Origin of the sequence: Solidesulfovibrio fructosivorans JJ], from assembly GCF_000179555.1 — a bacterium.
Lineage (GTDB): Bacteria > Desulfobacterota > Desulfovibrionia > Desulfovibrionales > Desulfovibrionaceae > Solidesulfovibrio > Solidesulfovibrio fructosivorans.
Map to the genome: position 1 here is coordinate 1 of NZ_AECZ01000011.1, position 19,444 is coordinate 19,444.

The 19,444-nt window shown below is 64.9% G+C and carries 18 protein-coding genes; 11 read left to right on the top strand and 7 right to left on the bottom strand.

Annotation, left to right across the window (positions count from 1 at the left end):
• Nucleotides 1-47: 47 nt before the first annotated feature.
• Nucleotides 48-398 carry a cupin domain-containing protein gene (locus DESFRDRAFT_RS09345; protein ID WP_005993322.1) on the bottom strand — a complete coding sequence of 117 codons (351 nt, stop codon included), beginning with the start codon at nucleotides 396-398 and terminating at the stop codon, nucleotides 48-50.
• Nucleotides 399-613: 215 nt separating this feature from the next.
• Between DESFRDRAFT_RS09345 and DESFRDRAFT_RS09350 the strand changes: the two genes are divergently transcribed.
• Nucleotides 614-1,471 carry a hypothetical protein gene (locus DESFRDRAFT_RS09350; protein WP_005993323.1) on the top strand — a complete coding sequence of 286 codons (858 nt, stop codon included), beginning with the start codon at nucleotides 614-616 and terminating at the stop codon, nucleotides 1,469-1,471.
• On the top strand, nucleotides 1,468-2,976 hold the full coding sequence (locus DESFRDRAFT_RS09355) for a carboxypeptidase M32 (protein WP_005993324.1): 1,509 nt from the start codon (nucleotides 1,468-1,470) through the stop codon (nucleotides 2,974-2,976). Before DESFRDRAFT_RS09350 ends, DESFRDRAFT_RS09355 begins: the two co-directional genes overlap by 4 nt.
• On the opposite strand, the gene DESFRDRAFT_RS09360 is transcribed toward DESFRDRAFT_RS09355, so the two are convergent.
• Nucleotides 2,964-3,575 carry an MBL fold metallo-hydrolase gene (locus tag DESFRDRAFT_RS09360; RefSeq protein WP_005993325.1) on the bottom strand — a complete coding sequence of 204 codons (612 nt, stop codon included), beginning with the start codon at nucleotides 3,573-3,575 and terminating at the stop codon, nucleotides 2,964-2,966. The two genes, DESFRDRAFT_RS09355 and DESFRDRAFT_RS09360, sit on opposite strands and share 13 nt — an antisense overlap.
• A gap of 104 nt (nucleotides 3,576-3,679) precedes the next feature.
• On the opposite strand from DESFRDRAFT_RS09360, the gene DESFRDRAFT_RS09365 reads away from it, so the two are divergent.
• The 3 genes from DESFRDRAFT_RS09365 to DESFRDRAFT_RS09375 all read left to right on the top strand — a co-directional run bounded on the left by DESFRDRAFT_RS09365 (nucleotide 3,680) and on the right by DESFRDRAFT_RS09375 (nucleotide 7,443).
• Nucleotides 3,680-4,852 carry a hypothetical protein gene (locus DESFRDRAFT_RS09365; RefSeq protein WP_005993326.1) on the top strand — a complete coding sequence of 391 codons (1,173 nt, stop codon included), beginning with the start codon at nucleotides 3,680-3,682 and terminating at the stop codon, nucleotides 4,850-4,852.
• Between the two features lie 241 nt (nucleotides 4,853-5,093).
• Complete coding sequence (locus DESFRDRAFT_RS09370; protein WP_005993328.1) at nucleotides 5,094-6,194, top strand: D-alanyl-D-alanine carboxypeptidase family protein; 1,101 nt, start codon at nucleotides 5,094-5,096, stop codon at nucleotides 6,192-6,194.
• Between the two features lie 199 nt (nucleotides 6,195-6,393).
• A complete protein-coding gene (locus DESFRDRAFT_RS09375) occupies nucleotides 6,394-7,443 on the top strand; it encodes a polysaccharide deacetylase family protein (protein WP_005993329.1) in 1,050 nt (349 codons plus the stop codon).
• A gap of 12 nt (nucleotides 7,444-7,455) precedes the next feature.
• Here the strand turns inward: DESFRDRAFT_RS09375 and DESFRDRAFT_RS09380 are convergent, their stop codons facing one another.
• Entirely contained in the window at nucleotides 7,456-7,929 is a 474-nt protein-coding gene (locus tag DESFRDRAFT_RS09380; protein ID WP_005993331.1) for a hypothetical protein, read from the bottom strand.
• A gap of 119 nt (nucleotides 7,930-8,048) precedes the next feature.
• Here DESFRDRAFT_RS09380 and DESFRDRAFT_RS09385 point away from each other — a divergent pair, with 119 nt between their 5' ends.
• Nucleotides 8,049-9,488 carry a helicase HerA-like domain-containing protein gene (locus DESFRDRAFT_RS09385; RefSeq protein WP_005993333.1) on the top strand — a complete coding sequence of 480 codons (1,440 nt, stop codon included), beginning with the start codon at nucleotides 8,049-8,051 and terminating at the stop codon, nucleotides 9,486-9,488.
• Nucleotides 9,489-9,620: 132 nt separating this feature from the next.
• Here the strand turns inward: DESFRDRAFT_RS09385 and DESFRDRAFT_RS09390 are convergent, their stop codons facing one another.
• The 3 genes from DESFRDRAFT_RS09390 to DESFRDRAFT_RS09400 are packed head-to-tail and all read right to left on the bottom strand — an operon-like array spanning nucleotide 9,621 to nucleotide 12,423.
• Entirely contained in the window at nucleotides 9,621-10,283 is a 663-nt protein-coding gene (locus tag DESFRDRAFT_RS09390) for a LutC/YkgG family protein (protein WP_005993335.1), read from the bottom strand.
• Nucleotides 10,280-11,704, bottom strand: coding sequence for a lactate utilization protein B (locus DESFRDRAFT_RS09395; RefSeq protein ID WP_005993336.1), 1,425 nt, complete (start codon nucleotides 11,702-11,704; stop codon nucleotides 10,280-10,282). Before DESFRDRAFT_RS09395 ends, DESFRDRAFT_RS09390 begins: the two co-directional genes overlap by 4 nt.
• Nucleotides 11,701-12,423, bottom strand: a complete 723-nt coding sequence (locus tag DESFRDRAFT_RS09400; RefSeq protein ID WP_005993338.1) for a (Fe-S)-binding protein — start codon at nucleotides 12,421-12,423, stop codon at nucleotides 11,701-11,703. The genes DESFRDRAFT_RS09395 and DESFRDRAFT_RS09400 overlap by 4 nt, the downstream gene beginning before the upstream one ends.
• A 125-nt stretch (nucleotides 12,424-12,548) precedes the next feature.
• Between DESFRDRAFT_RS09400 and DESFRDRAFT_RS09405 the strand changes: the two genes are divergently transcribed.
• The 5 genes from DESFRDRAFT_RS09405 to DESFRDRAFT_RS09425 all read left to right on the top strand — a co-directional run bounded on the left by DESFRDRAFT_RS09405 (nucleotide 12,549) and on the right by DESFRDRAFT_RS09425 (nucleotide 17,736).
• Complete coding sequence (locus tag DESFRDRAFT_RS09405) at nucleotides 12,549-13,838, top strand: citrate/2-methylcitrate synthase (RefSeq protein ID WP_005993340.1); 1,290 nt, start codon at nucleotides 12,549-12,551, stop codon at nucleotides 13,836-13,838.
• Nucleotides 13,839-14,044: 206 nt separating this feature from the next.
• Nucleotides 14,045-16,498 (top strand): mechanosensitive ion channel family protein, encoded by a 2,454-nt coding sequence (locus tag DESFRDRAFT_RS09410; RefSeq protein ID WP_005993342.1) that lies wholly within the window; start codon nucleotides 14,045-14,047, stop codon nucleotides 16,496-16,498.
• 71 nt (nucleotides 16,499-16,569) lie between these two features.
• Nucleotides 16,570-16,845, top strand: coding sequence for a hypothetical protein (locus DESFRDRAFT_RS09415; RefSeq protein WP_005993343.1), 276 nt, complete (start codon nucleotides 16,570-16,572; stop codon nucleotides 16,843-16,845).
• A gap of 53 nt (nucleotides 16,846-16,898) precedes the next feature.
• The gene (locus tag DESFRDRAFT_RS09420) at nucleotides 16,899-17,321 is read left to right on the top strand and encodes a bactofilin family protein (RefSeq protein WP_005993345.1); all 423 of its coding nucleotides are present in this window, start codon (nucleotides 16,899-16,901) and stop codon (nucleotides 17,319-17,321) included.
• 190 nt (nucleotides 17,322-17,511) lie between these two features.
• Complete coding sequence (locus DESFRDRAFT_RS09425; RefSeq protein ID WP_005993347.1) at nucleotides 17,512-17,736, top strand: hypothetical protein; 225 nt, start codon at nucleotides 17,512-17,514, stop codon at nucleotides 17,734-17,736.
• 259 nt (nucleotides 17,737-17,995) lie between these two features.
• On the opposite strand, the gene DESFRDRAFT_RS09430 is transcribed toward DESFRDRAFT_RS09425, so the two are convergent.
• A complete protein-coding gene (locus DESFRDRAFT_RS09430) occupies nucleotides 17,996-19,336 on the bottom strand; it encodes a UDP-glucose dehydrogenase family protein (protein ID WP_005993348.1) in 1,341 nt (446 codons plus the stop codon).
• Between the last annotated feature and the right edge of the window lie 108 nt (nucleotides 19,337-19,444).

Genomic DNA, 19,444 nt, shown 5'->3' on the forward strand with positions numbered 1-19,444 from the left:
TTTTTAAAGGGTTTCCCCTCTCGCACTTCCTTTCCCCAAAGTATTATTTAAAGTTCCGGCGCGGCAGGGGGCACGAGGCAGACGAAGACGAGCGGTTCGTCGCCGGTATTTTGCATCTGGTGGACGGCGTTTGGCGGGATGTAGACCACCGAGCCGGGGCCGATGTCCTTTCGCACGCCGTCGCATTCCACCCAGCCCCGGCCGGAATGCACGAACTGCTGGTGTTCCCAGGGATGGCTATGGGCCGGGATGACACCGCCCTTGGCCATCTCGATGACGCGCATGCAGAAATTGTCCGCGCCGTCGGCCTTGCCGATGACCACCCGGCCCGTCACGCCGCGCATGGTGGCGGCGGTCAGTTCCCGGGCCGGGACCTCGTCGAATGTGATGCACTTCATGATGGTTCTCGCTCCCTTCCGTTACGACTTGCCCGCCCGGACAGCCTTGGAGCCTGTCGCGACGCGGGGTTGCCTTCGGGGTACACGCCGCGCCCCGAAACGACAAGCGGCTGCCCGTATGCAGGCCGGCCGCCGAAACATGTCCCCGGAGCTTTCCTTTCCGCAGGGCATTGGCTAGCATACGACAACGCTACTTCCCTGCCCGGAGTTATCGCATGCCCCGCATCAGACCAGCATTCGTCCTGCTCCTTATCCTGGCCCTGACCGCCTGCGCGCCCAAGCCCCAAACCCGGCACGATGCCGGCAAGGGCAAGTCCACAGCCAAAGCAGCCGCGCCGGATTCTCCCTCCCAGCCGGGCCACCGGGTCGTCCTTGGCGAGCCGTTGCCGCCCGGTGCGCCCATAACGTCGGCCCCCGCGCCGCAACCGCCCGTTGCGGTTCCCCCTGCCGTCCAGACGCCGCCGCCGGCCCCTCTGGCCCAAGCTCCCCTAGCCCCCTCCCCGGTCGCCCAGGCCCCGGTCCAGCAGGCGGCTTCAGCGCAGCAGCCGGCCGCGCCGGCGCCCGCCGCCACGCCCCAGGGCGTTCCCATGTTCGGCGAAGCGTCTCCCCAAACACCGGGGATGGCCGTGCCCACGGGTTTTGGCGGGCTGGCCTGGGGAGTCTCGGTGAAATCGAATCCCGGCCTGGCCGTTTATGAGGTGGACAAGGGCGTGGACGTGGTCACCTGCATCTGGCCCCAGGGCCCCAAGGACATTGCCGGCGCGCCCATCCGCGACGCCTTTTACGAATTTTTCAAAGACCGCTTCTATCACGTGTGGATCGATTTCGACGGCATGGCCGCCTACAAGACGGCCCTGGCCGGCCTCACCAGGGACTTCGGCCCGCCGACCGCCGAGAAGCCGGACCAGTACTACCATTCCTGGACCATCGGCGACGTGAACATCTACTGCGTGTTCCACCCGGCCGAAAACGCGGGTGATGTGAGCTTTTTCTACCAGCCGCTCTACGAGCCCATGATGGCGGCCAAAAAGGCGGCCGCCGCCAAGCACACCCCGAGGAGCCGCAAGAAATGACCGCGCGCGACGCCTACGACCGTCTGGTCGCCCATGGCCGGGCCAGCGCCGACATCGGCGCGGCGCTAAGCCTTCTGTCCTGGGACCAGCAGGTGATGCTGCCCGCCGCCGCCCATGCCGGCCGGGCCGCCCAGATCGGGGAGATGACCGCCATCCTGCACCGCCGGGCCACAGACCCGGCCATGGGCGAGTGGCTGGCGGCCTGCGAAGGATCGGAACTGACCGTCGATCCGGCAAGCCCCGAGGCGGCCAACATCCGCGAATGGCGGCGTGATTACGATCTGGCCGTAAAAATCCCCCAGGATCTGGCCGTGGCCTTGGCCCGGGCGGCAAGCGCCGGTCAGCGGACCTGGGAACTGGCCAGAAAAGACAACGATTTCAAAGCATTTTCCCCGAAACTTAAAGAGCTGCTCGAACTTTCGAGAGCAAAAGCCGAAGCCCTGGGCTACGCCGGCGAAGCCTACGACGCCCTGCTCGACGGTTTCGAACCGGGCGAGACCACGGCCGGCATCACGCCGGTTTTGGCCGAATTGCGCGACGCGACCAGGACCATCATGGATGCGGTGGCGGGCGCGCCGGCTCCAGCCCCCCTGCCAGGAGGCCCGTACCCCCTCGCGGACCAGCAAGCGTTGCTGGCCGAGGTCACCCGGCGCATCGGCTTGCCGCCCGAAGCCTCGCGCCTGGACGTCTCGGCCCACCCCTTTTCGACCATGATCGGCCCGGGCGATGTCCGCATCACCGTGCGCTACGACACAAGCGACTGCACCAAGGCGCTCTTCGGGGCCGTGCACGAGGCCGGGCATTCGCTCTACAGCCTCGGCCACGACACCGGCGACGCCCGCCACGGCACCCCCATGGGCGAACACGTTTCCCTGGGCGTGCATGAGTCCCAGTCCCGGCTTTGGGAAAATCAGGTGGCCCGGTCGCTGCCCTTCTGGGAACATTTCCTGCCGCTGGCCGCATCGCTTTTCCCGCAACTGGCCGGGCTTTCGCCCGAAGCCGCGTTCAAGGCCGTCGGTGCGGCCGCGCCGGGGCTCATCCGCGTGGACGCCGACGAAACGACTTACAACCTGCATATCGTACTGCGATTCGAGCTGGAGCTGGCCCTTGTGCGCGGCGATCTGGCCGTGGCCGACCTGCCAGAGGCCTGGAACGCAAAATCCGAGGAGATTTTGGGCCTGACGCCGCCGGACGACGCTTCCGGCTGTCTGCAGGACGTGCACTGGGCCACCGGGGCCTTCGGCTATTTCCCCACCTACAGCCTGGGCAACATCTACGCCGCCTGCCTGTTCGAGGCGGCGGGCAAGGCCATCCCGGACCTGTCCGAGCGCATGGCGGCCGGGGATTTCGGGACGCTGCTCACTTGGCTGCGCACGAACATCCACGAGAAGGGACGACTTTTTCGCCCGCGCGATTTGATCGCCGCGGCCACGGGGCAGGCCCCGACGGCCGGGCCGCTCATCCGGCATTTGCGGGCCAAGGCGGCGGCCATTTACGGCGTGTGAGCGCCTTTGGGCGCGAAAAAGGGATTGCGGGTCTTTTCCCGACCCACCGTGGTCGACGGGCCATGGCCCGGAAAAATCTCCACAGCCTCGGGGAGGGTCAGGAGCCTGTCCCGGATGGAAGCCAGAAGCAGCGCTCCGTCGCCGTAGGCCGTATCGGTGCGCCCCACGCTGCCGGCAAAAAGCGTATCCCCGGTGAAGGCGACCAGGGAATGCGGGAAGAAATAGGCCATATGGCCCGGCGTATGCCCGGGCACGGGCAAAACCAGGCAGGGCTCGCCGAGAAAAAGATGGCGTCCCGGGGCAATGTCTTCAAAAGAAAAGGAAGGGCTCACCAGCCGGCCGCCCGGCGAAAGGATGCCGTCCCTGGCCAAGAAAGAGTCGGCGGAGGAAGCGTACACCGGCGCGCCCGTCTCCCGGACGAGTCTGGCCACCCCGAGCACATGGTCGTGATGCAGATGCGTAAGCAGCACGGCGACAAGCGTCAGCTTGCGCCTGCCGATCTCCTCCAGCACCAGCCCAGGCCGGCCGCCGCAGTCGACGACAACCGCCCGGCCGTCCTCTTTCCAGAGCAGGTGGGCGTTGACCTCGAGCGGGTCCATGCGAAACGTCCGTATAAACATGCGGTCGCGGAAATTCCGTCCTCCCGGCAGTTCCGCTTGCAATCCCCTTGCCGAACGGTCATGCCGACTTCAGAGGGCCAGCAATGATCCTTTTTCGCGGCAATTGCCAGATGCAGTTTTGCGCCGAGGCGGCAACGGCCGCCGGCCTGCCGGCAGGCTTTGCCTCCCTGGCCTCGCCCGTGACCCTGGCGCGCTCGCCGGGGTTCGTACCGCCGCTTCTGGCGAAGATGATCGCCGCCGCAGGGGTCGGAGAATACCTGCACACCCGGGAGCTTGCCGACCAGTTCCTGCCGCCGCCTGAGAGTCCCCGTCCCGACGTCCTGGTGGTCAATCTCTTCCACGAAAACACGCCCCTTTTCCTGCATGAGCGTGAAGGCCACGCCTTTTACATCGATCCGCGGGCGCTTGACGCCGCGCCGGCCTTCGGCCGCTTCATCAAGCGTCATTACCGCGCCATCGCGCCCAATCCCGCCACCTACCTCGACCGGCTGGCGAACATGCTGCTCGCCTGGCGTGAAGCCTTGCCCGACATTCCCCTTATCGTATGCGGCCGCATGTCCCATTTCCCGGGCCTCGGCCCCTCGCCCCACTCCTATCTGCAAGGCTGGGGCGAGGCCTGCTTCGACGCGGGCCGGGAATTCGCGGCCTGGGCGGCCGATCTTCCAGGCGTCCGTTACCTCGACGCCGACCGGATCATGGCCGGGGTGATGGCCCGTAGCGGCACGCCTGTGGAGGCGCACTTCCCGTTTTTACGCGTTCGACCAGCCGACGACGGGGCGCTGGCCATAAGCCGCGACCTTGAGCATGCCGGCGGGCTGTGGCCGGCGATTGTCGCCAAGGTCGAAGAGGCGCTGGAGACGGGACAAGTGGCCTACGCCCCGGACGAGGCCGTGCCCGCGTCCTGGGACAAACCCTTTGCGCCCGAACGCCTGGACGAAGCGGCCATGCTCCCCCTGCTCATAAGCGGCTCCAACTACAAGGCGGCCCGGGCGGTGGGCCAGTTCTTCTTCCGGCCCGAGACCGACTTCACCGAGCTTTTGGTCACGGCGGCACCGTACATGCCGGTATGCCACAACCTGCTGTCCATGGTGCGGGCCTACGGCCGGTGGCGTAAAAATCCGGTCCTGGCCGGCTGGTGCGAGGCCCATGCCCGCACGGCCGCGACTTTCACGGCCAACGGCGAGGCCTACCGCGAAGAGTACCTGGGAAAAATCGAGGACCTGGCCCGGATGCTTCTTGCCCCCGGGACTGTTTGAGATTATCAAACGCCTCGTTTGACAATTTCAAACCGACCTTGGACGCGGCCCGGAATGGTCCGCCCTATTCTGCGCGGGCGTATCTCGCCCTGATTCAAACCCCAAGTCCTGTCGGCCTGTTATTGCCGCGCCCGCTTTTCACGCGGGGTTTGTGGCATGGTTCGTGCTGCCTGTGGAAAACGCTTGGGGAAGGGCTTTCACTCGCGGGAGTTGTATGATTTTTTTAAACGGGGAGGCGTCAATGCGACGCATCATGTTCTTGCTCATCGTCCTGTGCCTGATCGGGCCGAAAACGGCGTTTCCAGCCAAACATCATTCTTCCGGCAAATTGGCGGTCAAAGCCGCCCTGGTCGCCGACTACGGAACGGGGAAAATTTTCTACAGCCAGGACCCCGACCGGCGCATCGCTCCCGCCTCCGTGACCAAGGTCATGACCATGTACCTGGTTTTCGACATGGTGGCATCCGGCCAGGCCAGCTTCAGCGACAAGGTCAAGGTCAGCCGCCGCGCCGACGCCACGGGCGGTTCCACCATGAACCTGCGGGCCGGGGAAACCGTCACCCTCGACGAACTCATGCGCGGCATGGCCGTGGCCTCGGGCAACGACGCCGCCGTGGCCGTGGCCGAACATTTCGGTGGCGTGCCCGCCTGGGTCAAACGGATGAACGCCAAGGCCCGGCAGCTCGGCATGACCCGCACCACCTTCAAGACCCCCAACGGGCTGCCCGCTCCTGGACAGCTGACCACCGCCCGGGACCTCATGAAGCTGGCCGTCAGCTACCTGCGCCATTATCCCCAGGCCCTGCGCTACCACTCCACCACGACCATCAACCACTGCGGCGCGGTGCACGCCAACACCAACCGTCTGCTCGGCGTGTGCGAAGGCATGGACGGCATCAAGACCGGTTTCGTCAACGCCAGCGGCTTCAACATCATCGCCACGGCCAAGCGCGGCAAGACACGCATCATCGCCGTGGTCCTCGGCGGGCGTTCGAGCCAGGTCCGCAATCGCGAAACCGAACGCATCCTCGACGCCTCCTTCGAGGGCTCGGTGGACAGCATGCTGGCCAAGGCCGACGTTGCCCCGGCCAAGTCTTCGGTCAAAAGGGCCAAGTCGCACCATCGCGGCAAGAAAATCCGCGTGGCCGACTCCGGCCGGCATGAGAAAATCAGCGCCAAGCGCGGCGCGTCGGCGCGCATCGACGGCCACAAGGCCAGCGTCAAATCCAGCCGCCACAAGGCCGCCAAGGTCAAAAAGGCCCCCTCGAAAAAGAGAACGCACACCGCGTCCCGGTCCAAGAGCAAGCACAAAAAGAAAGCCGGCGCGTCGAGCCGCAAGTAAATCTCCCGGCCTCCCGTTTCCGCGGTCGTTTTCCACACCCCAAGGATCGCGCGGACCGTTTCCCTTCTCTCCCCGACGGGAAACGGCCCGCGCCCCGGCCGCATCCTTCCTCGGAAAAGGCCTACCCGCGCCTGCCGCCGCCTTGCCACCGTCCCGCACCGATGCCATGGTGCCCCATCCCGCTTACCGGAGGCCTCCCATGCGTTTCGCCCGCATTCTTGCGCTCACCTTCTGCTTGCCGTTCCTCGCCGGGGTCGTCACGGCCCGGGCCGCGGGTTCCGCCGCCGTCTTCACCGCCCTGTGGTCCCCGGACGTCCTGGCCGCCGGGCCGGGAGAACGCAAATCGGGCCGGCTCGGGCCGCCCGACCGCTCCCCACCAGAGGCCACCACGTTTCCGGCCCTCCCGCCGCTGCCCGAGGCCCTGGCCGGCTCCATCCGCAGGGTGAACACCCATGGCGAGAAGCTCGTCGCCCTGACCTTCGACCTGTGCGAACTGGCCGACCAGAAATCCGGCTATGACGGCGCGGTGGTGGACGCGCTTCGCGCCGCCGGGGCGAAAGCCACCTTTTTCGCCGGCGGCAAGTGGATGCGTTCCCACCCGACGCGGGCCATGCAGCTCATAAGCGATCCGCTCTTCGAGATCGGCAGCCACGCCTGGACCCACGGCAATTTCGGCCAGCTCGACACGGCCGAAATGCGCCGGCAAATCGCCTGGACCCAGGCCGAGTATGCGCTGTTGCGGGAAAAAATCGCGCTGATGGCCCGGGAAAAGGGTATTTCCGAGGCGGCAATCGCCACGATTCCGGCCGCGCCGACGCTGCTGCGTTTCCCCTACGGCCGCTGCCGACCCGATGCTCTGTCCCTGGTCGCGTCCATGGGACTTGCCGCCATACAATGGAGCCTGACCACCGGCGACCCGGATCCGCACTCCACACCGGAGCGCATCGTCAAGATCGTCCTCGCCCGGGTGCGCCCCGGCGACATCCTTATCGGCCACGCCAACGGCAACGGCCACGGCACCGGGGAGGCCCTGCCGCGCCTTTTGGTGGAACTGCGAAAACGCGGCTATCGCTTCGTCACGGTCAGCGAACTGCTCGCCGCCGGACGGCCGCTCATCGCCTCGGACTGCTACGACTTCCATCCCGGCGATACGGCGCAATACGACCGCATCTTCGGCGACGGCACCATCCATCCGCGCCATAAAAAAGGGCCGCGACCGCAGCCGCGACCCGAACATCCCGGACAGTAAAGAGCAACGCGCCTACTTTTTGGACTCTTCCTTTTTCTGGTCGGCCGCTTCACGCCGATAGTGCGTGATGGAGGCCACCTTGGACTCCTTGGTCCCCTCGACGTAGGTGATGATCATGGTGTTTTTGCCGGTCAGCTTGCCGATGTAGACGCCGTCGTCGTCGGCCATGTAGAGCTTCGCGGCCCCGTCGATAACGCCGACCACGGTTTCCTTGGCCCTGGCCGAAGCCTTGGTGCCGTAAAAAGCCCGACCCTCCTGCTTGTCGATGGTGAGGGTCCAGTCGGCATGCAGAAACTGCGGCGAATGCACGGCGTCGGCATGGCCGAGCTTGCCCATGGCCACGGTGTCGGACGTGCCCTTCCACACGCCGGTGACATCGGGCACGGCTTTTTCCTTTTTCTCCTTGTGCTCCTTGGCCAGGGCCGGGAGAGCGGTGAGGACAAGACCGAGCATAACCAGAATCGCCAGGATGCGGACACGGAACATGGGTGACCTCCAGGGATTGGGATGCCGGCCGCACGTGGCGCGACGCCGGCGGTTGCGATAGGATGCATGATCGCCGAAGATATGAACCGCTTTTCGATTTTTAAGCAAAAGGATTGCCCATGACAACCGAGACTGCCCCGATTCTCGTGGCCAGGGGAAAAAAGGACGCCCTGCTTTCGCCGGCCATGGCCAACCGCCACGGACTGGTGGCCGGAGCCACCGGCACGGGCAAGACCGTGAGCCTGCGGGTCCTGGCCGAAGCGTTTTCCGAGCGCGGGGTGCCGGTCTTTCTGGCCGACGTCAAAGGCGACCTTTCGGGCATGGCCGTGCCCGGGGGCGAAAACCCAAAGATTGCCGCCCGGGCCGAAAAGCTCGGCCTGACCGACCCGCCGGCCGGCTATCCGGTCGTTTTCTGGGACGTGTTCGGCCAGAGCGGGCATCCGCTGCGGACCACGATTTCAGAGATGGGGCCGCTGCTTTTATCGCGACTGCTTGGGCTCAATGAAACCCAGTCCGGGGTCATGGAGATCATCTTCCGCGCGGCCGACGATTCCGGGCTGCTGCTGCTCGATCTCAAGGACCTGCGCACCATGGCCACGTACGTGGGTGAAAACGCGGCCGGGCTGCGCACCCGTTACGGCAACGTGTCCACGGCCAGCGTCGGGGCCATCCAGCGGGCCCTGCTCGCCCTGGAAGGGCAAGGCGGCGACACGTTCTTCGGCGAACCGGCCCTGGACCTCGACGACCTGCTCCAGACCGACGCATCGGGCCGGGGCGTGGTCAACATCCTCAATGCCCAGAGCCTGCTCGCCGCGCCCAAGGTCTACGCCACCATGCTCCTGTGGCTGCTTTCGGAACTCTTCGAGCGCCTGCCCGAGGTCGGCGACCCGGCAAAGCCCAAGCTGGTCTTTTTCTTCGACGAGGCCCACCTGCTCTTCGACGACGCGCCCAAGGCCCTGGTCGAAAAAATCGAACTCACGGTGCGGCTCATCCGCTCCAAGGGCGTCGGGGTCTACTTCGTCACCCAGTCGCCCCTGGATCTGCCGGACACGGTGCTGGCCCAGCTCGGCAACCGGGTGCAGCACGCGCTGCGGGCCTTCACCCCACGCGAGAAAAAAGCCGTGGACGCGGCGGCCGACACCTTCCGCCAAAATCCCGCCTTCGACGCGGCTAAGGCCATCACCGAACTCGGCGTGGGCGAAGCGCTGGTGTCCTTTCTCGATGGAAAGGGGCAGCCGGAAATGGTGGAACGGGCGCTGATCGTGCCGCCGCGAAGCCGCCTTGCTCCCCTTGCCGACGCCGAACGCCAGGGAATCGTGCGGGGCTCGACGCTCTACGGACATTACGAACAAATGGTGGACCGGGAATCCGCCTTCGAAATGCTCCAGGCCAGGGCGCAGCGCCGCGAGGAAGAAACCAAGCCCTCCCGGACCCAGGCCTCGCCGGTGGAAAAACTCATCGGCTCCATGGCCCAAAGCGCCGTGCGCTCCATCGGCAGCCAGATCGGCCGCCAAATCGCCCGAGGCATCCTCGGCGCGTTATTTGGGGGGAAGAGGTAGAAGGAGGGAATATGCGAGAGGGGAGAACCCTTTTGCAAAGGGTTCTCCCCTCTCGCGCTCTCCCTTTCCTAAACCTTTTTACGGGGTGGGGCATCGTGCGGGGGCCGGGGGCGGCGCCCCTGGCCTCACCCGCTACAACCACTCCAAACCGATGACATGGACGGCCAGCGGGCCGTGGACGCCGCGCACGTAGACGAATTCGATATCCCCGGTGCTGGAGACGCCGGAGACGCAGTTGACGGCGCTCGGCATGGGGCCTTTGGCCAGTCCCTCGAACACGGCCGGCAGATCGGGCACGAGCTTTGAGGCCGGAAGCAGCGCCACGTGCAGGCGCGGCACCAGCGGCGTGGCCCGCTCCCGCTCCTTGCCGGCGGCGAGGATCAGGCTCCCTGTGGCGCACACGGCGTAGGCGACGCTGGTAAGGCCCATATCCACGGCGGCAAGCGACGGGCAGACGCGTTCCGGCAGGTCTTCGGGGGCCAGCACGGCCACGTCGGCCGAGGCCAGGGTGGCGGCCGCATCCACGGCGTCAAGGTCGGGATGGTCCCAGCGCACGGCGGTTTTGACCCCGTTTTTGGCGATCACGGCGGCCAGGGCGGCCTTGGCCGCATCCGGCGTCTTGGCCAGCTCGAAGGTCGGGCCAAGGGCGGTCAAGGCGGCGGCGAAGGTTTCGAAATCGACCGAATCCAGGCACTGGCGGCGCAAGGAAAGGGGACGCCGGGCGCGCGGCAATCCCTTGGGCTGGCCGGCGCGAAGCCGGGAGAGGATGGCGGTTCTCACTTGGGCTTCGTTCATGACCGATCTCCCTTGTCGCCCAGCCCCCGCCGGGACAGGCGTTTGGCCAGGGCCTTGAAACGCCTGGAAAAGGGCTTCGACAGGCCCGGAAATTTTCGGCCGCGCAAAAACCTGCCTACCGGCCCGTCCGGGGCCATGGCCGCGACGCGGTCGAGCTTGGGGTCGACGGTCCGGGCCCAGGCCGCCGCTGCGCCGAAAAGCATGGGATGGCGGGCTAATGCGGCATAGCCTTTGGTTGCCGTGTCGGTCCCCTGGGCAGCCTGTCGACGGCGCAGCTCCTGGAGCAGCACCGGATGGTCGATGCCGGCCGGACAGGCCTCGGCGCAGGCCCCGCAATGGGTGCAGGCAAAGGGCTGCCGCGCATCGCCCGCCGCGTCCTTGAGCACCGAGGAAAGGATCGAGCCCATGGGACCGGGGTAGACCGAGCCGTAGGCATGGCCGCCCACACTCTGGTAGACCGGGCAGACGTTGAGGCAGGCGCCGCAGCGGATGCATTTGAGGATCGAACGCAGGATCGGATCGGCCAGCAGTTCGGAGCGACCGTTGTCCAAAATGACCAGATGCATTTCCCTGGGCCCGTCGCGTTCGCCGTCGCGGCGCGCGCCGGTGAAAAGGGACAGGTGCACGGGCAGGGTCTGGCCGGTCGCGGACGGGGGCAGGATGTCGAGCACGGCGGCCGCCTCGGCCAGGGACCCGACGACCTTTTCCAGGGTCATGAGCGCCACATGAACGGGCGGGCAGGAGCCGGTAAGCCGGATGTTGCCCTCGTTTTCCAGCACCATCACCGTGCCGGTCTCGGCCACGACGATATTGGCCCCGGTGATGCCGGCGTCGGCGGCCAGGAACTTGGCCCGCAGGCTGTCGCGGGCAATGCGCGTCATCTCCGGGATGTCGGTGCTGGTGCGGCCGAACTTTGCGGCGAAAAGCGCCGAAACCTGCTCCTTGGACACGTGCAGGGCCGGGGCCAGGATGTGGGAGGGCTTCTGGCCGAGCAGCTGGATGATGTACTCGCCGAGGTCGGTCTCCACGGCTTCGATGCCGGCGGCGGCCAGGGCCTCGTTGAGCCCGATCTCCTCGCTGACCATGGACTTGCTCTTGACCGCCAGGCGCACGCCGCGCGCGGTCAAGAGGTCGGTGATCAGGCGCGACGCCTGGGGGGCGTCCTCGGCGAAATGGACGATGCCGCCGGCGGCGGTGACGCTTGCTTCCAGGGTCTCGAGCAGGTCGGGCAGGCGGTCGAGGGTCGCCTCGCGTACAGCCACGGCCCGGGCCCGGCGCTCGGTGAAATCCGGCATGGCGTTGACCGACCGTTGCCGCAGGGCGTGGATGTGAAAAATGGCTTTGTCCAAGATGGCCCGGCTTTCGCCGTCGGCCAGGGCGTCGGCCGAAGCCTTGCCGAAATCGTGTCGGCCCGCGCTCATAACTCCCCTCCCGCCAACACCTCGGCCAGATGCAGCGCCTTGACCGAGGCTTCACGCTTGGCCAGGGCGGAACTGATATTGAGCAGGCAACTCGGCTCGGCCGTGATGACCGCCTCGGCTCCGGTAGCGATGATGTCGTCGATCTTCTTGGCCAGGATGGCCTGGCTCACTTCCGGGTAATCCACACTGAACGCCCCGCCGAAGCCGCAGCAGCGCTCGGGATGGGCAAGCGGCAAAAGCGTAAGCCCTTCCACGGCGGCAAGGAGCTTTTCGGTGCAGTCGCCGGCGCCGAGCGCCCGGGTGGTCTGGCAGGAAGCGTGCAGGGTCGCCCGCGCGGCGTAACGAGCGCCGAGGTCGGGGCTGCCGAGCTTGCCCACCAGATATTCGCCGAGTTCAAAGGTCTTGGCCGCCACGCGAGCCGCGCGATCGCGCCAGGGATCGTCCGCTTCGAAAAGCGACGGATACTTGCGCACCATGGCCGTGCAGGAAGCCGAAGGGCTGACGATGGCCGGGGCCTCCTCGAAAATTTCCACGAACCGCCTGGCCAGGGGCCGGGTCAAATCCGGACGGCCCCGCTTATAGGCGAACTGGCCGCAGCAGGTCTGCCCGGAAGGAAGCTCGGGGGTCACCCCGGCCCGGGAAAGGACCATGGCCGTGGCCTCACCCACCCGGGGCAGCACATGCTCGACCAGGCAGGGAATGAAGAGAAAGGCTTTCACAAAATTCCTCCTTGGGGGCCGCCAAATTACGCCGCTTGCGTTGCGGGTCAAGAGCGACAGGGAGGCGTGCTTTACACCGGCCGGCACGGCGGCTATGATTTATAAATTTCACAAAAGGACGTTCGATGACCGCACCCGACTCCGCCACCCTGACGTACGAAGGCAAAAGCGTCTCCCTGCCCGTTATCAATGGCGAACACGTGGAAAAAGCGCTGGACGTGCGCAAGCTGCGCGCCCAGACGGGCTGGATCACCCTTGACCCCGGCTACGCCAATACGGCCGTGTGCAAAAGCGCCATCACCCATATCGACGGAGAAAAGGGCGTGGTGCTCTTTCGCGGCTACGATCTGGAGGAGTTGACCCAAAAGTCCACGTTCGTGGAAACGGCCATGCTGGTCATGTTCGGCGAGCTGCCGACCAGCGCGGAACGCGAGGCCTTTCGCGTCATGCTGCGCGACCAGGAGCTGTTGCACGAGGACCTGCTCAGCCACCTGGACGGCTTTCCGCCAAACGGCCACCCCATGGCCATCCTCTCGGCCATGATCAATGCCATGGGCAGCTATTACCCCGAGCTTTACGACATCAGCTCCCAGGACGACTTTCGCCTGGCCGCGGCCAAGATCATGAGCAAGGTGCGCACCATCGCCGCCTTCAGCTTCCGCAAGTCCCAGGGGATGCCGCTCAACTACCCCAATCCGAAACTGGATTACTGCCGCAATTTCCTGCACATGATGTTCTCCGTGCCGTTTTGGATCTACGAGGCTCCGGACCCCATCGTGCGGGCCTTAAGCATCTTCATGATGTGCCACGCCGACCAGGCCCTCGACACCTCCTGCGCCACGGTGCGCATGGTGGGCTCGAGCCAGGCGAACCTCTTCGCCTCGGTCTCCGCCGGCATCTGCGCCCTGTGGGGACGCCACCACGGCGGGGCCAGCTCGGCCGCCATCCGCATGTTCGAGGACGTGGTGGCCGGGCGCACGACGGTGACCCGCATTCTCGAAGCGGCCAAGGCCCGCTCCGGCCGGCTCATGGGCTTCGGCCAGCGGGTCTTCCACGTCGAGGACCCCCGGGCCCGCATCATCAAGGCGACCTACGAAAAGCTCATCGCCACCGGTTACGCCAAGTGCGACGCCTTCCACGACATCGCCCAGGAAATCGAGGAACGGGCCGGCGAGGACGAATACTTCGCCTCCCGCCATTTGCTCCCCAACACCAATTTCTATTCAAGCCTGCTGCTTCGGGCCATCAACTTCCCGCCCAACATGTACCCGGTCATCACGGCCATAGGGAACATGCCGGGCTGGATCGCCCACTGGAAGGAAGAAACCCACTCGCCCGACCAACGCATCCAACGGCCGCGCCAGATTTACATCGGCCGCAAACGCCACTCCTACACGACCATGGAGAAACGTTAGGGCGATCAGAGCGGCGCGAGAGGGGAAATCCTTTTTAAAAGGATTTCCCCTCTCGCGCCCTCCTGTTCCGAAAATTTTACAGACGGCCGCGCGCACCGGCCACACTCCGTCGCCGGCCAGCCCAACAGAAACAGTACTTCCGTCAACGCCTCCAACAAGCACCGCATTCAAAAACAAGCCCGCATCATTTCCCATAGGATCCTTCCATGCCCCGTATCCTTCGACTGTGCATCGCCATCCTGGCGCTTTCGCTCGGCCTTGCCATGCCCTGTCTCCCGGACGGCGTATTTGCCCGTGACGCCCTGGCCGGCCCGGCCAACGGAGCCAAGCAGTCGGCCGACAAGTCGGACAAGTCCGCCAAAGACGACGCCGCGGACGCTTCGGACGCCTCGCAGCCCAAGGACTGGCAGGTGCTGCTGTCCATCCATCAGGACGCCTTGGTCCAGCAGGCGGTGCGGTTCAAGTCCCTGGAAGGACTTTTGCCCCAGAATGTGCGGCACTTCAGGACCGCGCTGTCCGACCTGCAAAGCAAGCTCGACGCGCTCAACCTCATCATCTCGATTTCCGGGGGCAACCCCTGGGAAATGCGAGCCGTGCTCAACGACATGGGGCGCTTGCGCCAAAACGCCCAGGCGCTCATCGACCCCTTTGCCAACAGCCGGGATGAAATCGACAAGATCGCCACCCGCCTCGACTCCCTCAAGGAAGAATTCAGCAAGCATCTCTCCGATGGCCAGGATCAGGCCCTTACCGACGCCATCACGTACTACCTCAACTACATCAAGGGCGTGCGGGCAAGCCTGGCCAAGGTTCGCTCGGCCCTGGAAAAGCAACTCGGCCCGGCCAAGGATTTCCTCGAATCCCTGTCGGAGAATGAGAAGGCCCTCAAGGCCAGGCTCCCCAAGGCCTGGAAACACTATTATTTCACGCCTGTAGGCGATGTTTCGTCCCTGACCGCCTGGTCCGAGACCTTTGCCAGCATCCAGCTGTGGCTGCGCTCCAACACGTCCATGGTCCAGTCCCTGATCGGCGGCGCGGATTCCAGCCGCACCTTGGCCGCCTTGGTCAGAATCGCCATCGGTTTTTTCGTCCTGGGGTTGGCCGATTTCATGGCCGCCTTGCGCCTGCGCCGCCGCTACCCGGATTTCAGGGAACTCAAGCAGGCGCGCCGCATCTGGCTCATGGTCGGCCTGGGCTGCCTTTTCAACTGGGTGGCCGGGGACGCGCCGCTTCTGCTTCATGAATTTCTCAATGCCCTGGCCGAGATATCCCTGGCCGCCGCCCTGGTCGCCTTTGCCGAGATGCTTGCCCGGGCCGCCTCCCCGGAGGGCAAGGGCAAGCCGGCCGTGCATCTGCGCCGGTTGTGGCTGTTTTTTTCCATGGGCTTGCTCCTCCAGATCGGCGCTTTGCCAGACGTGCTCATGACCGCGGTGTGGATGGCCTTGCTACTGGCGTTTTTCCTCTACGAGCGCAAAAAGCCCGCCGCCCGCACCGGACCGTCGCATCTGGCCGGCAGCTTCACTCCGGCCCTGTACATCATCCTGTGCCTGATGACCGCCATGGGCTGGCAGCATCTGTCGGTGCTGGCGCTGGCGGGATGGTTCCTATTTCTGGCCGCCATCGAAACCGGCTCGGGGTTGTCCCGACTGGTGGCCAAGTGGCAGGACAAGGCCGCCCGGGAAGGCGCGCCCATCGTCACCCGGGCGGTTGTGTCCGGGCTCGGGTTTCCGCTGATCTTCCTGTCCTTGTTTTTCCTCGTCCTCTACTGGTTCTCCACGGAGCTCGGCGGCCAGGAAGTCTTTGCCGCGACCGTGTCCTTCGCCGTGGACATCGGCAACCTGCGCTTGTCCGTCGGCGGGCTGGCGATGGTCCTCACCGGCTTTTTCGTGACCCGTTCCACGGTCTACGTGGCCAAATCCTTCATCCGCGACCTGCCGCGACTGCAGCCCGGGGTCGACCCGGGCGTGCGCGACGTGCTCGACACCACCTCCACCTATCTGCTGTGGGGATTATACGCGCTCATCTCGCTTTTTCTGCTCGGCTTTTCCTTCACGAGCCTGGCGGTGGTCGCCGGCGGCCTTTCCGTCGGCATCGGCTTTGGTCTGCAAAATATCGTCAACAACTTCATCGCCGGCCTGATCCTGCTCTTCGGTCGCTCCATCCAGGCCGGGGACGTCATCCAGATTGACACGATCTGGGGCAAGGTCAGCAAGGTCAACATCCGCAACACCGTGGTCAAGACTTTCCAGAACGCCACGCTGTTCGTGCCCAATTCCGACCTCATCTCCGGCAAGCTCATCAACTGGACCCACCGTGACGCCACCATGCGCCGGGACATCACCGTGGGCGTGGCTTACGGCTCCGACACAGGGAAGGTCCGCGATATCCTGATCGAGGTGGCCAGAGCCCACCCACACGTGCTGCAAAACCCCAGTCCCTCCGTGCAGTTTTCGGCCTTCGGCGACAGTTCGCTCGACTTCCTGCTCATGGTCTGGGTCGACAACGTCGCCTATGGCATGGATACCGAGTCGGACATCCGCTTCAGCATCGACCGTCGTTTTCGCGAGGAGTCCATCGAAATTCCCTTTCCCCAATGCGATGTGCGCATCGTCCGGGAACAGGCCCCAGCTCCCGGCAAAACGCCGCCTGGGGACGCCTGACGTCGACGGAGCGCTTTTTTTCACGGGACAGCCGCCGGATGCTTTGCTATCCTGCCGAGTGGGAGAGGAATATGAAACGTTACGTCATCGTCTTTTGTTGCCTGCTTGTCGCCGCATTGCCGCTTGGCGCCGGTTGCGACAAGAAGGCCACGCCGCCCGTCATGCCGCAGCTTGCCAATCCGCAGCCCGGCCCCGGCGCCAGTCCCCAGGAAGTGGAACGTTACCAGTTGGAAGAGGAAAAGCGTTCGCTGGTGGACAACTACGGGGACAATATCGACCGCATCCAGCAAATCAACGCGCGCCTGATCCAGCTTAACATGGAGATCCACAACCAAGCCCACCAGTAGGCGCAGCCCGGCTCACCCCACGCCCCGAAGACGCGGGCAGCAAGGACCATTTCATGTTCGGACGTTCCAGCAAAAAAATGCCCCGCCATGAGGCCATTTCCGCCTTTCTCGGCGCGGGCACCCAATACCACGGCCAGTTCAATTTTCAGGGCGTCGTACGCATCGACGGCGGCGTCATCGGCGACATCATCTCCGACGGCACCCTTGTGCTCGGCGAACAAGGCTATGTGGAAGGCCGCATCAAGGTGGCCGAACTGGTCTCGAGCGGCCGCATCGTCGGCGATGTGGAAGCCTCCAGGCGCGCCACCCTTTTTGTCCGCTCGAGCCTGAGCGGCAACCTGCTGGCCCCGATCGTGGTCATCGAGGAAGGCGCGATCCTCAACGGCCTCGTGCGTATGGCCCTCCCCGTAAACCCCGCCCTCGAAGTGGGCGAGGAGCCGCGCCAAGCCCTGGCCGCCGGGGATGACGCCACGTAAACCGCGATCAGCCTGTCTCCGTTCGCCCGAAAGTCCATGCCCCCGCCCTTTTTTTCCAACGGCACGAACGCGACGGATGCGGCAGGGACGCGGGGAAAAACCACAGGAATTGAGGCTTGCCAAAACGGACGCCGCCGTTTACACGGCGGACACGCCGCCAAGCGCCCACCCACGCAAGGAGTCGACCCGAATGGGCCAATTTTTCCCGGATAGCGACCAGTTTCCCCTGGTCGATCAGATAAAAAATCTCGGTGATGACGAACTGCTCGATTTTTGGGAGGAAACCCAATATCTCGAGCGCATGCTCGTGGAGGAAGAGAGCCCCGAGGCCGAAAACTCCATGGAATACGAACGCGTAATCCTCCAGGAACTCATGCTGCGCTCCTGCCGCCGCACCCTCGAAGGGAACCGCTAGGCCTGCCCCTTCCCGCCATTTCGACTTTCCACCGTTTTTTCACCAGCCCTTTTCCGGAGGCGGACGCGGCCAAGCGGTCGGACCGGTCCCCGGCCAACCGCGTTCCGTAGCGCCCGTCCGCCAACCGGTACTCTTCCCAGGCGTTCCCCGGGACCACTTCCTTTGTGCCGCCCTTCCCGATGCGGTCTCCCATTGCGGCCGGGCACAAAAAAAGGGCGGTTGCCCGCCCTTTACTAAAGACCTATCGGTCGATCGCGCGTTAGATCTTCGGCGCCGGACGGCCGATGCAGAAGTACACCATGCCGAGGTCGGCCAGAAGCTGCGGGGAATACAGGTTGCGGCCGTCGAAGATCAGCGGCTCCTTAATCATCTTCTTGATGCGGCCGAAATCCGGATTGCGGAACTGGTTCCATTCCGTAACCACGGCCAGACAGTCGGCCCCTTCCAGGGCGGCGTACTGCTCGTCGACCACGGTCAGCAGGTTGTTGTCCTTGAACTGCTCACGGGTGTTCGGGCCGGCGACCGGGTCGAAGGCCACGACCTTCATGCCCTTGGCCGTGACGTCCTTGATGAGCTCGAAGGCCGACGCCTCGCGCACGTCGTCGGTGTTGGCCTTGAAGGCCAGGCCCCACAAGGCCAGGGTCTTGCCCTTGAGTCCGCCCTGGGGCTCGAAATAGGCCTCGATCTTCTTGGTCAGGGTGTGCTTCTGGCGCTTGTTGACGTCGTCGACGGAAGCCAGCAGCTGGGGCTCGAACTTGTACTGGCGGGCGGTGTCGATCAGCGCCTTGACATCCTTGGGGAAGCAGGAGCCGCCGTAGCCCATGCCCGGGTAGATGAACTGGTAGCCGATGCGGTGGTCCGAACCGATGCCCATGCGCACTTCGCGCACGTCGGCCCCGACCTTCTCGCAGATGTTGGCCACTTCGTTGATGAAGGAAATCTTGGTGGCCAGCATGCAGTTGGCGGCGTACTTGGTCATCTCGGCCGAACGCACGTTCATGACGATGACCTTCTCGCGGCTGCGGGCGTAGGGGGCGTACAGGGCCTTCAACAACTCGCCCGTGCGCACGTTGTCCGTGCCCACGACCACCCGGTCGGGCTTGAAGAAGTCATTGATCGCGTCGCCTTCCTTGAGAAACTCGGGGTTGGAGACCACGTCGAACTCGATGGTCTCGCCGCGCTTTTTCAGTTCCTCGCCGATGAACTTGCGCACTTCGTCGGCCGTGCCGACCGGGACCGTGGATTTGTCGACCACGATCTTGTAATCGGTCATGCTGGAGCCAATGTCCCGGGCCACCTGGTAGACGAAGGACAGATCGCACGAACCGTCCTCGCGGGGGGGCGTGCCCACGGTGATGAACACGAACAGGGCATTCTCCATGCCCTCGGATACCTTGGTGGTGAAACGCAGGCGGCCCTCGGCCACGTTGCGCTTGACCAGCTCGTCAAGACCCGGCTCGTAGATGTGAATTTTGCCCTGGCGCAGGTTTTCGACAATGGTGGGGTTGATGTCCACGCAGCAGACGTCATTGCCCATTTCGGCGAAACAGGCGGCGCTCACCAAGCCGACGTAACCGGTGCCTACAATACAAAGATTCATACCTGTGTACTCGTTGTTAGGGTTGTTCCCCAGCGACGGGAAAGGACCGCGGAGGATGGGGCGTCTGTTGCCGGCTTGCGGCTTAGCCCCGTTTTAGAAGAAAGTGGT

What these genes read in the sequence shown, in the direction of transcription:
- DESFRDRAFT_RS09345 (WP_005993322.1), bottom strand. Translation starts at nt 398, where the DNA reads ATGAAGTGCATCACATTCGACGAGGTCCCGGCCCGGGAACTGACCGCC.
- DESFRDRAFT_RS09350 (WP_005993323.1), top strand. Translation starts at nt 614, where the DNA reads ATGCCCCGCATCAGACCAGCATTCGTCCTGCTCCTTATCCTGGCCCTG.
- DESFRDRAFT_RS09355 (WP_005993324.1), top strand. Translation starts at nt 1,468, where the DNA reads ATGACCGCGCGCGACGCCTACGACCGTCTGGTCGCCCATGGCCGGGCC.
- DESFRDRAFT_RS09360 (WP_005993325.1), bottom strand. Translation starts at nt 3,575, where the DNA reads ATGGACCCGCTCGAGGTCAACGCCCACCTGCTCTGGAAAGAGGACGGC.
- DESFRDRAFT_RS09365 (WP_005993326.1), top strand. Translation starts at nt 3,680, where the DNA reads ATGATCCTTTTTCGCGGCAATTGCCAGATGCAGTTTTGCGCCGAGGCG.
- DESFRDRAFT_RS09370 (WP_005993328.1), top strand. Translation starts at nt 5,094, where the DNA reads ATGCGACGCATCATGTTCTTGCTCATCGTCCTGTGCCTGATCGGGCCG.
- DESFRDRAFT_RS09375 (WP_005993329.1), top strand. Translation starts at nt 6,394, where the DNA reads ATGCGTTTCGCCCGCATTCTTGCGCTCACCTTCTGCTTGCCGTTCCTC.
- DESFRDRAFT_RS09380 (WP_005993331.1), bottom strand. Translation starts at nt 7,929, where the DNA reads ATGTTCCGTGTCCGCATCCTGGCGATTCTGGTTATGCTCGGTCTTGTC.
- DESFRDRAFT_RS09385 (WP_005993333.1), top strand. Translation starts at nt 8,049, where the DNA reads ATGACAACCGAGACTGCCCCGATTCTCGTGGCCAGGGGAAAAAAGGAC.
- DESFRDRAFT_RS09390 (WP_005993335.1), bottom strand. Translation starts at nt 10,283, where the DNA reads ATGAACGAAGCCCAAGTGAGAACCGCCATCCTCTCCCGGCTTCGCGCC.
- DESFRDRAFT_RS09395 (WP_005993336.1), bottom strand. Translation starts at nt 11,704, where the DNA reads ATGAGCGCGGGCCGACACGATTTCGGCAAGGCTTCGGCCGACGCCCTG.
- DESFRDRAFT_RS09405 (WP_005993340.1), top strand. Translation starts at nt 12,549, where the DNA reads ATGACCGCACCCGACTCCGCCACCCTGACGTACGAAGGCAAAAGCGTC.
- DESFRDRAFT_RS09410 (WP_005993342.1), top strand. Translation starts at nt 14,045, where the DNA reads ATGCCCCGTATCCTTCGACTGTGCATCGCCATCCTGGCGCTTTCGCTC.
- DESFRDRAFT_RS09415 (WP_005993343.1), top strand. Translation starts at nt 16,570, where the DNA reads ATGAAACGTTACGTCATCGTCTTTTGTTGCCTGCTTGTCGCCGCATTG.
- DESFRDRAFT_RS09420 (WP_005993345.1), top strand. Translation starts at nt 16,899, where the DNA reads ATGTTCGGACGTTCCAGCAAAAAAATGCCCCGCCATGAGGCCATTTCC.
- DESFRDRAFT_RS09425 (WP_005993347.1), top strand. Translation starts at nt 17,512, where the DNA reads ATGGGCCAATTTTTCCCGGATAGCGACCAGTTTCCCCTGGTCGATCAG.
- DESFRDRAFT_RS09430 (WP_005993348.1), bottom strand. Translation starts at nt 19,336, where the DNA reads ATGAATCTTTGTATTGTAGGCACCGGTTACGTCGGCTTGGTGAGCGCC.